Annotated in this window: 14 protein-coding genes; 5 read left to right on the plus strand and 9 right to left on the minus strand. The window is 65.5% G+C overall.

What is annotated here, in order from left to right; translation table 11 throughout:
* Positions 1 to 104: 104 nt before the first annotated feature.
* From tyrS to BGI01S_RS00670, 3 genes are all read left to right on the plus strand, one after another.
* The gene (tyrS, locus tag BGI01S_RS00660) at positions 105 to 1,355 is read left to right on the plus strand and encodes a tyrosine--tRNA ligase (RefSeq protein WP_042321016.1); all 1,251 of its coding nucleotides are present in this window, start codon (positions 105 to 107) and stop codon (positions 1,353 to 1,355) included.
* A 25-nt stretch (positions 1,356 to 1,380) separates the two neighbouring features.
* Positions 1,381 to 1,839 carry a D-aminoacyl-tRNA deacylase gene (dtd, locus tag BGI01S_RS00665; RefSeq protein WP_042321019.1) on the plus strand — a complete coding sequence of 153 codons (459 nt, stop codon included), beginning with the start codon at positions 1,381 to 1,383 and terminating at the stop codon, positions 1,837 to 1,839.
* 125 nt (positions 1,840 to 1,964) lie between these two features.
* On the plus strand, positions 1,965 to 2,639 hold the full coding sequence (locus tag BGI01S_RS00670; RefSeq protein WP_042321021.1) for a histidine phosphatase family protein: 675 nt from the start codon (positions 1,965 to 1,967) through the stop codon (positions 2,637 to 2,639).
* Positions 2,640 to 2,740: 101 nt separating this feature from the next.
* Here the strand turns inward: BGI01S_RS00670 and BGI01S_RS00675 are convergent, their stop codons facing one another.
* The 4 genes from BGI01S_RS00675 to ruvC form a co-directional block, all read right to left on the minus strand.
* The gene (locus tag BGI01S_RS00675; protein WP_042321023.1) at positions 2,741 to 3,682 is read right to left on the minus strand and encodes an oxygenase MpaB family protein; all 942 of its coding nucleotides are present in this window, start codon (positions 3,680 to 3,682) and stop codon (positions 2,741 to 2,743) included.
* A gap of 73 nt (positions 3,683 to 3,755) precedes the next feature.
* Positions 3,756 to 4,820 carry a Holliday junction branch migration DNA helicase RuvB gene (ruvB, locus tag BGI01S_RS00680; protein ID WP_042321215.1) on the minus strand — a complete coding sequence of 355 codons (1,065 nt, stop codon included), beginning with the start codon at positions 4,818 to 4,820 and terminating at the stop codon, positions 3,756 to 3,758.
* A gap of 142 nt (positions 4,821 to 4,962) precedes the next feature.
* Complete coding sequence (gene ruvA / locus BGI01S_RS00685) at positions 4,963 to 5,544, minus strand: Holliday junction branch migration protein RuvA (RefSeq protein WP_042321025.1); 582 nt, start codon at positions 5,542 to 5,544, stop codon at positions 4,963 to 4,965.
* 204 nt (positions 5,545 to 5,748) lie between these two features.
* Positions 5,749 to 6,291 carry a crossover junction endodeoxyribonuclease RuvC gene (ruvC, locus tag BGI01S_RS00690; RefSeq protein ID WP_042321028.1) on the minus strand — a complete coding sequence of 181 codons (543 nt, stop codon included), beginning with the start codon at positions 6,289 to 6,291 and terminating at the stop codon, positions 5,749 to 5,751.
* Positions 6,292 to 6,420: 129 nt separating this feature from the next.
* Here ruvC and BGI01S_RS00695 point away from each other — a divergent pair, with 129 nt between their 5' ends.
* The gene (locus BGI01S_RS00695; RefSeq protein WP_042321031.1) at positions 6,421 to 6,660 is read left to right on the plus strand and encodes a hypothetical protein; all 240 of its coding nucleotides are present in this window, start codon (positions 6,421 to 6,423) and stop codon (positions 6,658 to 6,660) included.
* Between the two features lie 246 nt (positions 6,661 to 6,906).
* Here the strand turns inward: BGI01S_RS00695 and purH are convergent, their stop codons facing one another.
* The 5 genes from purH to BGI01S_RS00720 all read right to left on the minus strand — a co-directional run bounded on the left by purH (position 6,907) and on the right by BGI01S_RS00720 (position 12,825).
* A complete protein-coding gene (gene purH, locus BGI01S_RS00700) occupies positions 6,907 to 8,472 on the minus strand; it encodes a bifunctional phosphoribosylaminoimidazolecarboxamide formyltransferase/IMP cyclohydrolase (protein ID WP_042321033.1) in 1,566 nt (521 codons plus the stop codon).
* A gap of 46 nt (positions 8,473 to 8,518) precedes the next feature.
* Complete coding sequence (locus BGI01S_RS00705; RefSeq protein WP_007180440.1) at positions 8,519 to 8,752, minus strand: Fis family transcriptional regulator; 234 nt, start codon at positions 8,750 to 8,752, stop codon at positions 8,519 to 8,521.
* A complete protein-coding gene (gene dusB, locus BGI01S_RS00710; RefSeq protein ID WP_042321035.1) occupies positions 8,749 to 9,825 on the minus strand; it encodes a tRNA dihydrouridine synthase DusB in 1,077 nt (358 codons plus the stop codon). Before dusB ends, BGI01S_RS00705 begins: the two co-directional genes overlap by 4 nt.
* A gap of 228 nt (positions 9,826 to 10,053) precedes the next feature.
* Complete coding sequence (locus BGI01S_RS00715; protein ID WP_042321037.1) at positions 10,054 to 11,400, minus strand: UbiH/UbiF/VisC/COQ6 family ubiquinone biosynthesis hydroxylase; 1,347 nt, start codon at positions 11,398 to 11,400, stop codon at positions 10,054 to 10,056.
* 18 nt (positions 11,401 to 11,418) lie between these two features.
* On the minus strand, positions 11,419 to 12,825 hold the full coding sequence (locus BGI01S_RS00720) for an aminopeptidase P N-terminal domain-containing protein (RefSeq protein ID WP_042321040.1): 1,407 nt from the start codon (positions 12,823 to 12,825) through the stop codon (positions 11,419 to 11,421).
* 177 nt (positions 12,826 to 13,002) lie between these two features.
* Between BGI01S_RS00720 and BGI01S_RS00725 the strand changes: the two genes are divergently transcribed.
* A complete protein-coding gene (locus BGI01S_RS00725; protein ID WP_042321043.1) occupies positions 13,003 to 13,623 on the plus strand; it encodes a glutathione S-transferase N-terminal domain-containing protein in 621 nt (206 codons plus the stop codon).
* The last annotated feature ends 68 nt before the right edge of the window (positions 13,624 to 13,691 follow it).

The raw sequence follows: 13,691 nt of genomic DNA on the forward strand, positions 1-13,691 counted from the left end.
GCCGCGCACAAATCGTCCGCTGTCGGCAGGCTTGTGACTGCGTCAGTGGGCGCGGCTGCGCGCATCTATGGGACAATCTCCTTTTTTCGCGACTTCAAGTTTCCATGAGCACCGAGTCCACCAAGCCCAATCACGCTTCCGCGTTCCCGATCACCGACGAAGTCCGTCACGCCCTCGCCGTCACCAAGCGCGGGGTCGACGAACTGCTGATCGAAGACGAATTCGCGCAAAAGCTCGCGAAAAGTGCGGCGACTGGCAAGCCGCTGCGCATCAAGCTCGGGCTCGATCCGACCGCGCCCGACATCCACATTGGCCACACGGTCGTGCTGAACAAGATGCGCCAGTTGCAGGACCTCGGTCACACGGTGATCTTCCTGATCGGCGATTTCACGTCGCTGATCGGCGATCCGTCGGGCCGCAACGCGACCCGTCCGCCGCTCACGCGCGAGCAGATCGAGTCGAACGCGAAGACGTACTTCGACCAGGCCGCACTCGTGCTCGACCGCGAGAAGACCGAGATCCGCTACAACAGCGAATGGTCGATGCCGCTCGGCGCCGACGGCATGATCAAACTCGCGTCGCGCTATACGGTCGCGCGCATTCTCGAGCGCGAAGATTTCACCAAGCGTTTTCAGGGCGGCGTGCCGATCTCGATCCACGAGTTCCTGTACCCGCTGATGCAAGGCTACGACTCGGTCGCGCTGAACGCCGACCTCGAACTCGGCGGCACGGACCAGAAGTTCAACCTGCTGGTGGGTCGTGAGTTGCAGAAGCAGTACGGCCAGGAACAGCAGTGCATCCTGACGATGCCGCTGCTCGAAGGGCTCGACGGCGTCGAGAAGATGTCGAAGTCGAAGAACAACTACATCGGCATCAGCGAAAAGCCGACCGATATGTTCGGCAAGCTCATGAGCATTTCCGACGTGCTGATGTGGCGTTACTTCGAGTTGCTGTCGTTCCGTCCGATGGACGAAATCGCCGGCTTCAAAAAAGAGATCGAAGCGGGCCGCAATCCGCGCGATTTCAAGGTGCTGCTCGGCCAGGAAATCGTCGCGCGATTCCACTCGCAAGCCGATGCGGAGCGCGCGCTCGAAGACTTCAACCATCGCGCGAAGGGCGGCGTGCCGGACGATATCCCGGCAGTGACGCTCGCCGGCGCGCCGCTGGCGATCGGCCAGTTGCTCAAGCAGGCCAACCTCGTGCCGTCGACCAGCGAAGCGCTGCGCAATATCGAGCAGGGCGGTGTGAAGATCGATGGCGCGACGGTATCGGACAAGGGGCTGAAGGTCGAAGCCGGCGAGTATGTCGTGCAGGTCGGCAAGCGCCGCTTCGCACGCGTCACGCTGACGGCCTGATGTCGCTTCCACGCTCGACTGGCCGATGATCGCGCTGATCCAACGTGTGCGGCGCGCCGAAGTGCGCGTGGCCGATCGGGTGACCGGCGCGATCGACGCGGGCCTGCTCGCGCTCGTGTGCGCCGAACGCGGCGACACCGAGGCGGCCGCCGACCGGCTGCTTGCCAAGGTGCTCGGCTATCGCGTGTTCAGCGATGCGGCGGGCAAGATGAATCTGTCCGTGCAGAATCTCGACGGCGCCGGGCGCGCGGGCGGTCTGCTGCTCGTGTCGCAGTTCACGCTGGCCGCCGATACCAACAGCGGTCTGCGTCCGAGCTTCACGCCGGCCGCGCCGCCGGACGAAGGCAAGCGGCTGTTCGACTACTTCGTGACGGCTGCGCGCGCGAAGCATCCGATCGTCGAGACCGGCGAGTTCGGCGCGGATATGCAGGTCTCGCTCGTCAACGACGGCCCCGTCACGTTCTGGTTGCAAACGAACGCCTGACGATCGACGAACGCGCGTCGTCGCACCCCATCCCGATGCGCGCCACCGCGCGCGCGTCTACCCTCCGGCCGTTTTGCGACAATAGCGGCTCGGCACAACCGGCGAACGGCGCCCACTCTCATTTCATGACTACGCAGATTCTGTTCATCCGGCACGGTGAGACCGACTGGAATCGCATCAAGCGCATTCAAGGCCACATCGACATTCCGCTCGCGACGACCGGGCTCGCCCAAGCGCAACGTCTGGCGCGCCGCATCGCCGACGAGGTCGAGCACGGCGCGCGGCTCGACGCGATCTATTCGAGCGATCTGCAACGCGCGCAGCAAACTGCGCAGCCTATCGCCGACGCGCTCGGTTTGCCGCTGCACTTGCGCGAGAATTTGCGCGAGCGTTCCTACGGTGCGTTCCAGGGGCATGACAGCGACGAGATCGCGGAGCGTTTCCCCGATGAATACGCGCACTGGCAAACCCGCGATCCCGGTTTCGCGCCGCCTGAGGGCGAGTCGGTGCGCGCGTTTTACCATCGCGTTGTGCATGCGATCGAGCCGCTGGTCGCCGCGCATCCAGGCGGGCGGATTGCTTGTGTGGCGCATGGCGGCGTGCTCGATTGCGTGCGCCGCTTCGCGTGCCGTTTGCCGCTCGACACCCCGCGCGATTACCCGTTACTGAACACCAGCGTGAACGTCGTGAACTTCGACAATGGCGCCGCGACGATCGTGTCGTGGGCGGACGTCTCGCATCTCGACGCGCCTGGCGCGGACGATGGTTTCAGAAAGGCCGTGCCGGAACCGGGACGTTGATTGAACTGAAGCTGCGTTTTGGGTGGAGTTGCCGGACGTGAACGTGGCGGGCAGCACGGCGGCGAACTTCGCTGGCGAAGGCGTGAACGAACGACCCCGCGTCAATCCGGCTCGGCGGCAGCGGCCGCGCGACGCCGCGCCCGTTTCGATATGCCGTTCACCAGCGCCCAGCGAATGACCGGCGCGACGGCGCGCACACCCGGCCGCGCGAATGTCCGGCGCAGCACCGCATAGCGTTCGAATCCCAACATCGCTTGCGCCCAATCCGGCAGCAGATCGATCCCCGCGCTGAGCACCAACTTGCCGGCGGGCCGCATTGCGATGCTCGGAGCCGGCGCGCTCATCAGAATCCTCACGACTTCGCGAGTGCGCTCGCTGGCGACCAGCGCGGGCCGCATCGCGAGCAGGTAAGCGTCGATCTCGGCACGCGAGCGCGGAACGTTCTCGGCGCCCAGCATCTCGGCGATGCGCGCGGTTTCCGCGAAGTACTGATCCTGCGCGGCCACCGGCAACAGCGGGTTCACATAGCGCAAGTGCGCGGTCATGAAACTCGACACCTCGGCGACATGCACCCACGTCAGCAGCGCAGGCTCGCTCGCGCGATACGGCGTGCCGTCCGGTGCGATGCCGCTCACGCCGAGATGGATGCGCTTGACGCGTTCGATCAGCGCGAGCGCGTCGTGCTGGTTGCCGAACGTCGTACCGGCGATGAAGGTCGCGGTGCGGCGCAGGCGTCCGAGAATATCGGTGCGGAAGGTCGAATGGTCCCATACGCCGGCGAGCGCCAACGGGTGCAATGCCTGAAGCAGCAGCGCGCTGATGCCGCCGGTCATCATCGACGTGAAGTCGGCGTGAACTTTCCAGCAGACGGAGTCGGGGCCGAAGAGGCCCGGGTCGCCCGGCGGCGATGAATAGTCGAGAGTGGGGCCGCTGCCGTGCGTCAGATGCGTGACGCCGGCGGCGAGCTTCGAGCGGAGCCGGCGGGTGAACCGCTCGGTGATCCCGCCTGGGGAGCCGGAGTGCCGCGTCGTCTGGTCGGACATGCTCGGCGGCCTCGTTAAGTACGGCTCGCGGTGTGGCCAGCTGCGCGGCACACACGGAGGCTCACGATGCCGCTCACTTCGCGGCCGAATCCCACAGCCCGGGCAGCACGCTCGACGAGTCAGGCGCGGCGAGACCGAAATGCCGGTAGGTCAGCAGCGTGGCGACGCGGCCGCGCGGCGTGCGCTGCAGGAAGCCTTGCTGGATCAGATACGGTTCGAGTACGTCTTCGATCGTGTCGCGCTCTTCGCCGATCGCCGCCGCCAGATTGTCGACGCCGACCGGGCCGCCGTCGAACTTGTGCAGGATCGCTTCGAGCAGCTTGCGGTCCATCAGGTCGAAGCCGACCGCGTCGACGTCGAGCATCTTGAGCGCCGCGTCGGCCACTTGCGCGGTGATGTTGCCGTCCGCTTTCACTTCGGCGAAGTCGCGCACGCGGCGCAGCAGGCGGTTTGCGATACGCGGCGTGCCGCGCGCGCGCTTGGCGATTTCGAACGCGCCGTCCGGATGAATCTGCGCGTTCAAGAGCGCCGCGGAGCGCGTGACGATGCGCGACAACTCCTCGGCGTTGTAGAACTCCAGCCGCGCGACGATACCGAAGCGATCGCGCAGCGGATTGGTCAGCATGCCCGCGCGGGTCGTCGCGCCGACCAGCGTGAACGGCTGCAGGTCCAGCTTCACGCTGCGCGCGGCGGGCCCTTCGCCGATCATGATGTCGATCTGATAATCCTCCAACGCCGGGTACAGAATTTCCTCGACGACCGGCGAGAGCCGGTGGATTTCGTCGATGAACAACACGTCGTTGGCTTCGAGATTAGTCAGCAGCGCGGCGAGGTCGCCAGCGCGCTCGAGCACCGGTCCGGACGTTTGCCGCAGATTGACGCCCATCTCCCGCGCGATGATGTGCGCGAGCGTGGTCTTGCCGAGACCTGGCGGGCCGAACAGCAGCACGTGGTCGAGCGATTCGGAACGGCGCTTGGCGGCCTCGATGAAAATTTCCAGCTGGCCGCGGACTTTTTCCTGCCCGACATATTCTTCGAGCTGGCGTGGGCGCAACGCGCGCTCGAACGCTTCTTCGTTCGGCGAGACGGGCGTGGCCGCGATGATGCGCTCGGCGGCGAGTTTGTCGGTTTCGATCATGAGGGCCATTGTACCGCGCGCGGTCCGTAGGAAACCCCCTGCGGACGCCCGTTGATCCGGCTTCTGTCAGCGAACGGGGGACGGGGGCCGCGTGCGCGCGACGCCTTATCCGTCGCGCGTCAGCCAGCCTTCCGAGGCGCCGTCAACCCTTCGACAATGCCTTCAACGCCAGCTTGATCCCCTCGGAAACGCCGGTGCCCGCCGGCACGTTCTTGACGGCGGCCAACGCTTCTTTTTCGGAGTAGCCCAAGGCGAGCAGCGCGTTCAGGATGTCGGACGCATGATCGGATGCCGACGCCGCGCCCGCCATCGCGCCGAGGTCCGCGCCGAGCTTGCCCTTCAGTTCGAGCAGCAGCCGCTCCGCCGTCTTCTTGCCGATGCCCGGCACACGCGTGAGGCGCGCGGCGTCCTGCATCGTGACGGTCTGCGCGAGTTCGTGCACGCTCATGCCCGACAGCACCGCGAGCGCCATACGCGCGCCGATGCCGGAAATTTTCAGCAGTTCGCGGAAGGTCGAACGTTCCTCGGCGGTGCCGAAGCCGTACAACAGATGCGCGTCTTCGCGCACGATCATCTGCGTGAGCAGTACGACGCGTTCACCGTTCGACGGCAGGTTGTAGAACGTGCTCATCGGCACGTCGACCTCGTAACCGACGCCGTTGCAGTCGACGAGCAGATGCGGCGGGTTTTTTTCCAGCAGAACGCCGGCAATGCGACCGATCATGGCGAATTCAATCTCGAGAGAAACGGCGAGTGTAGCGCAGCGAGTGGGCGGCGCGCGATGCGTGATTGCGTTGACCGGCGTAAGGCGGCGCTATCAAGCGCGCTTCGCCTGGATGGGACTGCGTAAGGGGCTCGGCCGCGTTGCGCGGTCGGCGTGTGGGCGCAAAACCAAGCCACGTGTGCCGGTTCCGCCTCGCGTCTCCCGTTACCCCACCAACCGCCCACGCCTCACCCGCAACCCCTTCTTCGCCAGCGCAGGTGCGATGCCTCCCAGCGTGCTCAGCGTCGTGCCGCCATGCGCGTGACAGATCGCCATGCCGAGCGCGTCGGCGGCGTCGGTGCCCGGTACGCCGGACAGGTTGAGCAGCCGCACCACCATCTGCTGCATCTGCTCTTTGGTTGCGCGGCCGTAGCCGACCACAGCCTGCTTCAACTGCAACGCCGTATATTCGGCGACCGGCACGCCGCCCGCCACCAGTCCGCAGATCGCCGCACCGCGCGCCTGGCCGAGCAGCAACGTGGATTGCGGATTGACGTTGACGAACACTTTTTCGATCGCCGACTGATCCGGCGAATGCTGACGAATCAGCGTCGAGATGCCTTCGAAGATGGTGCCCAGACGCGAGGGCAGATCGGCGTCGGCGGTTTTGATGACGCCGCTCGCGACATAGCTGAGGGTGTGGCCGCTTTGGTCGATCACGCCGAAGCCGGTGACGCGCAAGCCGGGGTCGATGCCGAGAATTCTCATGAGGTGCCGCAGATGCGCTAAAAACCAGGTGCTTGCGATACTACAACACGCGCATCGCGCGGCGGTCGGCAAGCAGTGCTCTCGGCGGAATAAAAACTGCTGCAACCATAGCGAGGAGGCTTTTCGCAAATGGAGCGCTATCGGAATGTCAGCGGTGACTCGGGCGTCGACGCGTATGAAATCGGCGAGGACGTCATCAAGATTCGCTTCAGACCGGGCGTCGTGTATTGGTATACGACGGAAAGCGTCGGCGCGCGGCATCTCGGCGTGCTGAAGCGGCTCGCGCGCCGCGGGCAGGGGCTTGGCACGTACATCAGCCAGCATCCGGAGGTGAAGGGCGGATACGCGAGAAAGGAACCGGATGACTGAGTTGCGCGGACAGTGCGAAGCGTGTCCGCACCAGGCTAGCCAAAGCGGCGACTCCACAGCGCCAAAGCAATAAGACGGCCTCTGACACGAGGCGAAGGCGGCCCAAAAAAGAAAACGGCCCGGTGGAAAATCCACCAGGCCGCTTTTCTGAACTTCAGCACCTCAACCTTCCTCCGGCACTTGCGCCGCATCAGGTACGAGGGCGGGGCACGAGGCAGTAAACGCCGCCGGTCACCCCCGCATCAATCAATGACGGAAGTGACGCACACCAGTCAACACCATCGCGATGTTGTGCTCGTCGGCTGCGTTGATCACTTCGTCGTCGCGCATCGAGCCGCCCGGCTGAATCACGCAGCTCGCGCCTGCCGCCACGACCACGTCGAGGCCATCGCGGAACGGGAAGAACGCATCCGACGCGACCGCCGAACCGGTCAGCGTCAAACCGGCATTCTGCGCCTTGATGCTGGCGATGCGCGCCGAGTCCACGCGGCTCATCTGGCCCGCGCCGACGCCGAGCGTCATGCCGTTCGCGCAGAACACAATCGCGTTCGACTTCACGTACTTCGCCACGCGCCATGCGAACAGCAGATCGTCCATTTCCTTCGGCGTCGGATGACGCTTGGTCACCACGCGCAATTCATGCGGCTGCACGTTCTTCGAATCGAGCGATTGCACCAGCAGGCCGCCGCCGACGCGCTTCAGATCGAACGCGTTATGGCCTTCGCCCAGTGCGATTTCGAGCAAACGCACGTTCTGCTTCGCCGCGAACACCTGGCGCGCTTCGGCGCTGAACGATGGCGCGATCAGCACTTCGACGAACTGTTTGGCCACCGCTTGCGCGGCCGCTTCGTCCACTTCGCGGTTGAACGCGATGATGCCGCCGAACGCCGAAGTCGGATCGGTCTGGAACGCCTTCGAATACGCTTCGTTGGCGTCCGCACCGACTGCCACGCCGCACGGATTCGCGTGCTTGACGATCACGCAGGCCGGCACGTCGAACGTCTTCACGCATTCCCACGCCGCGTCGGAATCCGCGATGTTGTTGTACGACAGTTCCTTGCCTTGCAACTGGTTGTAGTTCGCCAGTGCGCCGGCCGGCACGCTCAGGTCGCGGTAGAACGCGGCGCTCTGGTGCGGGTTTTCGCCGTAGCGCAGGTCCTGCACCTTGTCGAACGCGAGGTTGAACGTGGCCGGGAAAGCGTTGCGCGACGAGTGCTGCAGTTCGTCGGTGAGGCTCGTCAGATAGTTCGTGATCGCGCCGTCGTACTGCGCGGTGTGCGCGAACACCTTGGTGGCCAGACGGAAATTCGTTTTGTACGACACCGCGTTGCTGTTCGCGCGCATTTCCTCGAGCACGACCGCGTAGTCGGCTGGGTCGACCACCACCGTCACGTCGCGATGATTCTTCGCGGCCGAGCGCAGCATGGTCGGGCCGCCGATGTCGATGTTCTCGATCGCGTCTTCCAGCGAGCACTCTTCCTTCGACACGGTCTGCACGAACGGGTACAGGTTCACGACCAGCAGGTCGATGGTCGGGATGTCGTGTTTCTCAAGCGCCGCCATGTGTTCCGGCAGGTCACGGCGTGCGAGGATGCCGCCGTGCACCTTCGGATGCAGCGTTTTCACGCGCCCGTCCAGCATTTCCGGGAAGCCCGTGTAGTCGGCGACCTCGGTGACGGAGAGGCCCGCGTCCGCGAGCAGTTTCGCGGTGCCGCCGGTCGACAGGATCTTGATGCCGAGGTCCGACAGCGACTTCGCGAAGTCGACGATGCCCGACTTGTCGGAAACGGAGATGAGCGCTTGCTTGATCATGATGAAGACGAAAAGCCGAAGAGAAACGTGGCGGGGGCGCCGGGAACTACAACAAGCCGTGCTGTTGCAGCTTCTTGCGCAGCGTATTGCGGTTGATGCCGAGATACTCGGCGGCCAGCGACTGATTGCCGCCGGCCTGCTCGAGCACCACTTCGAGCAGGGGTTTTTCCACGCATGAAATAACCATGTCGTAGACGTCGTGCGGATTGGAGCCGTCGAGATCCTGGAAATACATCCCCAGGCTGTCGCGGACAGATTGTTCGATATTGTTCTTGCTCATGCTGCCAGTCGGTCGGTGTGATCCTCGCCCTTGTTGTCGAGCCCGGAGTTGCCGGGTGCTTCGTCGACGTAGACGAGGCGGTCGGAGATCGCCTTTTGTGCGTCAAAGAATTCGTTGACGGCGAGGAGTTGTTCGCGCGTGGTGTCCAGCGTATTCATGCGATGCCGGAACACGTTGGCGCCAGAAAGGCCGCGAGTGTACCAGCCGATGTGCTTGCGCGCAGTGCGGACACCCGTAAATTCGCCGTAGAACGCGTAGTGATCTTCGAGATGCTCGTTCATCACCTGCTGGATTTCGTCGATGCGCGGCGGCGGCAGCAACTCGCCCGTTTGCAGGAAATACTCGATCTCGCGGAACAGCCACGGGCGCCCCTGCGCCGCGCGGCCGATCATGATCGCGTCGGCGCCGGTCAGGGCCAGCACCTCGCGCGCTTTGTGCGGCGATGTGATGTCGCCGTTGGCGACCACCGGAATGCGCACCGACGCCTTCACAGCTGCGATGGTCTCGTATTCGGCATCGCCGTGGTACAGGTCGGCGCGCGTGCGGCCGTGTACGGTCAGCATCGAAATGCCGGCGTCCTCGGCCAGATGCGCGACGTTCAATGCATTCTTGTTGTCGCGGTCCCAGCCGGTGCGGATCTTGAGCGTGACGGGCACTGCGTCCGGTCCCACGCCCACCGCGCCCACCACCGCTTCGACGATGCGCTGCACCAGCGGCTCGTTTTGCAACAGCGCCGAGCCCGCCGCCACGTTGCACACCTTCTTGGCCGGACAGCCCATGTTGATGTCGATGATCTGCGCGCCGTTGGCTACGTTGTAGCGGGCCGCTTCGGCCATCATGGCCGGATCGGCGCCGGCGATCTGCACGGCGATCGGCTCGACTTCGCCCGCGTGATTGGCGCGCCGCATGGTCTTCTCGCTCTTCCACAACTGCGCGTTCGAGGCGACCATTTCCGACACCGCGTAGCCCGCGCCGAGCCGTTTGCACAGCTGCCGGAATGGCCGGTCGGTCACGCCGGCCATCGGGGCGACGAACAGGTTGTTACGCAGATTGTGGGAGCCGAGAGTGGGCATGACGTGGACGCGCGCGCATCGGATCGTCCGGAATCCGGCAATCGAAGCAACGCGAAATGCGAGGGAAAACCGCTATTTTAGCGTTAACAGGTAGGCGACACCCGACATGTGCGTGTCGTAACCCATTAAATCTTCTATGAAAGTCCGCCGGTTCATAGAGCCGGCGGCGCTGGCGCGGTGTGGCGCGGGCTGCTTAAAAAAGCCGCAGCGCGCGGGGTGACGGTCCGTTTAGCGGCGCTGGCCGAACATCATCTGGCGCGCCAGTGCGGATTTCACTGGCGGCGCGAATTCGAGCGCAGTGAGCGCCAGCCCCCGGATGATCGCGAGCGGCGCGAAGTCGCCCGTGAACAGGCGCGCGAGCGTGTCGGTCGCACCGATCGTCATGCGCCGGTCGAGTGCGCGGCGTTGAGCGAACGTGGCCAGCGCGAGCGGAGTGGGGCCTTCCGCGGACAACGCATCGGCGAGCGCGTGTGCGTCGCGCAAACCGAGATTCAAGCCTTGGCCCGCGACCGGATGCAGCGTCTGCGCCGCGTTGCCGATCGCGACGATGTGGCCGTTCACCAGCGTTTCGACCGCGTTCAGTCCCAGGGGGAACGACGCGCGGCCGAGAATCCGCGTGAAGCGTCCCATGCGGTCACCGAACGCGGCGCCGAGTTCGCGCAGGAACGCGTCGTCGGAGAGTTGCGCGCGGCGGGTGGCTTCGTCAGGCGCGCAGCACCAGACGAGCGCGTAGTCGGCGCCGCGCACGCCGCCCATCGGCAGCAACGCGATCGGACCTTGCGACGTGAAGCGCTCCCACGCGACGTGAGGTTGCGGCGCGGACACAGTGACGGTGCCGACCAGCGCGGTTTGGCCGTAATCGCGCAAGCCTTTGGCGCTCGCGCTCGCGACTGTGCTCGCAGTAGTGCTTCCCGACGTGGTCCCAACTGCTTGCGCAGCGCCGCTTGCGCCAGCGCCTTCAGCTCCAGCGTTACTGTTTCGGTTCGCGTCCGTGCCGGCGTCCTGCTTGCGCGTCTTCTGATCGCCGAACAACCCGCCTTCCGCATTCACCAGAATCCGCGTGCGCAGCGTGCGCGTGACACCCGCGGTTTCGATCGGCAGCGTAACGCCATCACGCTCCTGAACCGGCACGGCCGCGGACGTGGAGCGGAACCAGTGCACGGAAGTCGCGCGCACCGCGTCGGCGAGACCGTGCACGATCGAGCCGTAGCGCAGCACATAACCGAGCGCCGGCAACCCGTGCTCGCCGTGATCGATTAGCGTGCGGCCGAAGTGGCCGCGCTGTGACACGTGGATGCGCTGGATCGCGGTGGCATCGGCGGGCCAGCGCAGCGGTTCGAGGATCATCCGGCTACCGTGCGACACGGCGATCGCGCGCGGATCGGCGATCGAGTCTTCCGGCTCGCGCGCGTCGATCAGCGCAATTTTCAGCTCGCGCGTCACGCTGCGGCGCGCAAGCCAGCCGGCGAGCGCAAGCCCGACCGGTCCGGCGCCGACGATCGTCACATCGAAGTCGAATGAGTGAGCGGTCGCGGCGGGCTTCAGAATCACCGTCGACGGGGAAGCGTCGTTCATTGCGGGTTACGTCCTTGTTCAGTGAGCCGCGTCGTGGGCCGCGCGGGCTTCCTGCATCAGCGCCTCGATCTCGTCGGCGGCCACCGGCACGTCGCGCGTAATCAGCTCGCAGCCGGTCGGCGTGACGATCGCGTCGTCCTCGATACGGATGCCGATGTTCCAGTAGCGCTCGGGTACCCCCTCGGCGGGACGGATGTACAGGCCCGGCTCGATGGTCAGCGTCATCGAAGCTCGCAGCGTGCGCCATGGCAACGCGCCCGCTTCATCGCGCGGCGCGCCGCGCTCGCGATAGTCGCCGACGTCGTGCACGTCCATGCCGAGCCAGTGGCCCGTGCGGTGCATGTAGAACGGCGCGTACGCGCGCTCGGCGATCACGTCGTCGACCGACGCGAACTTCGCGCGTTCGATGATGCCGGTGTCGAGCAGCCCTTGCGACAGCACGCGCACGGCGGCCTGGTGTGGGTCGTCGAAGGTGGCGCCGGCGCGGGTCGCGTCGACGGCTGCCTGCTGCGCGGCCAGCACGATGTCGTACAGCTCGCGTTGCGCGGGCGTGAAGCGGCCGCTCGCCGGGAAGGTGCGGGTGATGTCCGACGCGTAGCCGTCGAGCTCGCAGGCCGCGTCGATCAGGATCAGGTCGCCGTCCTGCGCGATCGCGCTGCCGGCCGGGTAGTGCAGCACGCAAGCGTTCGGGCCCGCCGCCACGATCGACGTATAGGCCGGCGCCTGCGCGCCGAACTTGCGGAACGTGTAGAGCAGCTCGGCTTCGAGTTCATACTCGCGCACGCCGGGATGGCACGCGGCCATCGCGCGACGATGCGCGAGCGCGGAAATCTGCGCGGCGCGGCGCATGATCGCGAGTTCGTGGTCGTCCTTGACGAGCCGCATCTCGTCGAGCAAGGGCAGCAGGTCGCGCGCGGCGGTGGGCGCGGCGATGCCGCCGCGGCCTAGCGCGCGCACCGCGTCGAGCCAGCCACGCACCTGTTCGTCGAGTTGCGCCGACGTGCCGAGCGCGTAGTGGAGCGCCGGTTTATCGGCGAGGAGTCGCGGCAGTTGCGTCTCGATCTCGCTGACCGCGAACGCCGCGTCGAAGCCGAACGCCGCGCGGGCGCCGTCGGGTCCGAAGCGGAAACCTTCCCACGTTTCGCACTCGACGTTCTTCTCGCGGCAGAAGAGCACCGATGCCGGCTCGCCGGGCGCGGCGCTGGCGTCGAGCACCAGCAGCGCCTCGGGTTCGGTGAAGCCGGTCAGATAGTAGAAGTAGCTGTCGTGCCGGTACGGATAGTCGGCGTCGCGGTTACGCAGCGCTTCCGGCGCGGTCGGGACGATGGCGACGCCGCCGCCCGCGGCGCGCAGCGCGGCGAGTACGCGCTCGCGGCGCGTGCGGTAGACGTCGATGGCGATGGTGGGTTCGGTCGGCTGGTTCATCGTGCGATTGTAGCGCCCAATGCACGGACTTATTTTGCGCGGACACCGGTGGCGGCCCGGCCGCCGGCATGTTGCAATCCGTCCACAGCGCGTCGGCCTGCCGCTTGCGAAGACAAGGCGTGATGCTCCTGAAAGCCCCGGAGCACTTATACTTTCGCCGGATTCAGTTAAAGGCAGATGGTCATGATGAAACTCATCGGTTCGCTCGGCAGCCCCTTCGTGCGTAAAGCACGGATCGTGCTCGCCGACAAGAAGATCGACTACGAGCTGGTGCCCGAGAACGTCTGGGCGCCGGATACCCGGATTCACACGTTCAATCCGCTCGGCAAGGTGCCATGCCTCGTGATGGAAGATGGCGAAGCCGTGTTCGACTCGCGGGTGATCTGCGAATACGTGGATACGTTGTCGCCGGTCGGCAAGCTGATTCCGCCGTCGGGACGCGAACGCGTCGAGGTCCGTTGCTGGGAGGCGCTCGCCGACGGCGTGCTGGACGCGGCGGTGCTGATTCGTCTCGAAGGCACGCAGCGCACGGCCGAGCAGCGCGTCGACGCGTGGGTCGCGCGGCAGCAGCGCAAGATCGACGAAGGTCTGATCTCGATGTCGCAAGGTCTGGGCAGCAAGCCGTGGTGCGCGAGCAATCACTACACGCTCGCGGACATCGCCGTAGGTTGCGCGCTGGGCTATCTCGACTTCCGTATGCCCGCGCTGAACTGGCGCGAAGCGCATCCGAATCTGGACAAGCATTTCCAGAAGCTGTCGCTACGGCAGTCGTTCATCGATACGGTGCCGGCGGATTGAGCGACACTCGATCGCGGCAAGAGGGCTGAAGCAGGGAGTTCAAACTCCCGCAGGCCCGAATCGAAGAC

It is taken from the genome of Paraburkholderia ginsengisoli NBRC 100965 (assembly GCF_000739735.1).
In the GTDB taxonomy this organism is placed as follows: Bacteria; Pseudomonadota; Gammaproteobacteria; order Burkholderiales; family Burkholderiaceae; genus Paraburkholderia; species Paraburkholderia ginsengisoli.

Bases quoted from the DNA above. Each gene is read 5' to 3' on its own strand.
- tyrS (WP_042321016.1), top strand. From the start codon at position 105: ATGAGCACCGAGTCCACCAAGCCCAATCACGCTTCCGCGTTCCCGATC.
- dtd (WP_042321019.1), top strand. From the start codon at position 1,381: ATGATCGCGCTGATCCAACGTGTGCGGCGCGCCGAAGTGCGCGTGGCC.
- BGI01S_RS00670 (WP_042321021.1), top strand. From the start codon at position 1,965: ATGACTACGCAGATTCTGTTCATCCGGCACGGTGAGACCGACTGGAAT.
- BGI01S_RS00675 (WP_042321023.1), bottom strand. From the start codon at position 3,682: ATGTCCGACCAGACGACGCGGCACTCCGGCTCCCCAGGCGGGATCACC.
- ruvB (WP_042321215.1), bottom strand. From the start codon at position 4,820: ATGATCGAAACCGACAAACTCGCCGCCGAGCGCATCATCGCGGCCACG.
- ruvA (WP_042321025.1), bottom strand. From the start codon at position 5,544: ATGATCGGTCGCATTGCCGGCGTTCTGCTGGAAAAAAACCCGCCGCAT.
- ruvC (WP_042321028.1), bottom strand. From the start codon at position 6,291: ATGAGAATTCTCGGCATCGACCCCGGCTTGCGCGTCACCGGCTTCGGC.
- BGI01S_RS00695 (WP_042321031.1), top strand. From the start codon at position 6,421: ATGGAGCGCTATCGGAATGTCAGCGGTGACTCGGGCGTCGACGCGTAT.
- purH (WP_042321033.1), bottom strand. From the start codon at position 8,472: ATGATCAAGCAAGCGCTCATCTCCGTTTCCGACAAGTCGGGCATCGTC.
- BGI01S_RS00705 (WP_007180440.1), bottom strand. From the start codon at position 8,752: ATGAGCAAGAACAATATCGAACAATCTGTCCGCGACAGCCTGGGGATG.
- dusB (WP_042321035.1), bottom strand. From the start codon at position 9,825: ATGCCCACTCTCGGCTCCCACAATCTGCGTAACAACCTGTTCGTCGCC.
- BGI01S_RS00715 (WP_042321037.1), bottom strand. From the start codon at position 11,400: ATGAACGACGCTTCCCCGTCGACGGTGATTCTGAAGCCCGCCGCGACC.
- BGI01S_RS00720 (WP_042321040.1), bottom strand. From the start codon at position 12,825: ATGAACCAGCCGACCGAACCCACCATCGCCATCGACGTCTACCGCACG.
- BGI01S_RS00725 (WP_042321043.1), top strand. From the start codon at position 13,003: ATGGTCATGATGAAACTCATCGGTTCGCTCGGCAGCCCCTTCGTGCGT.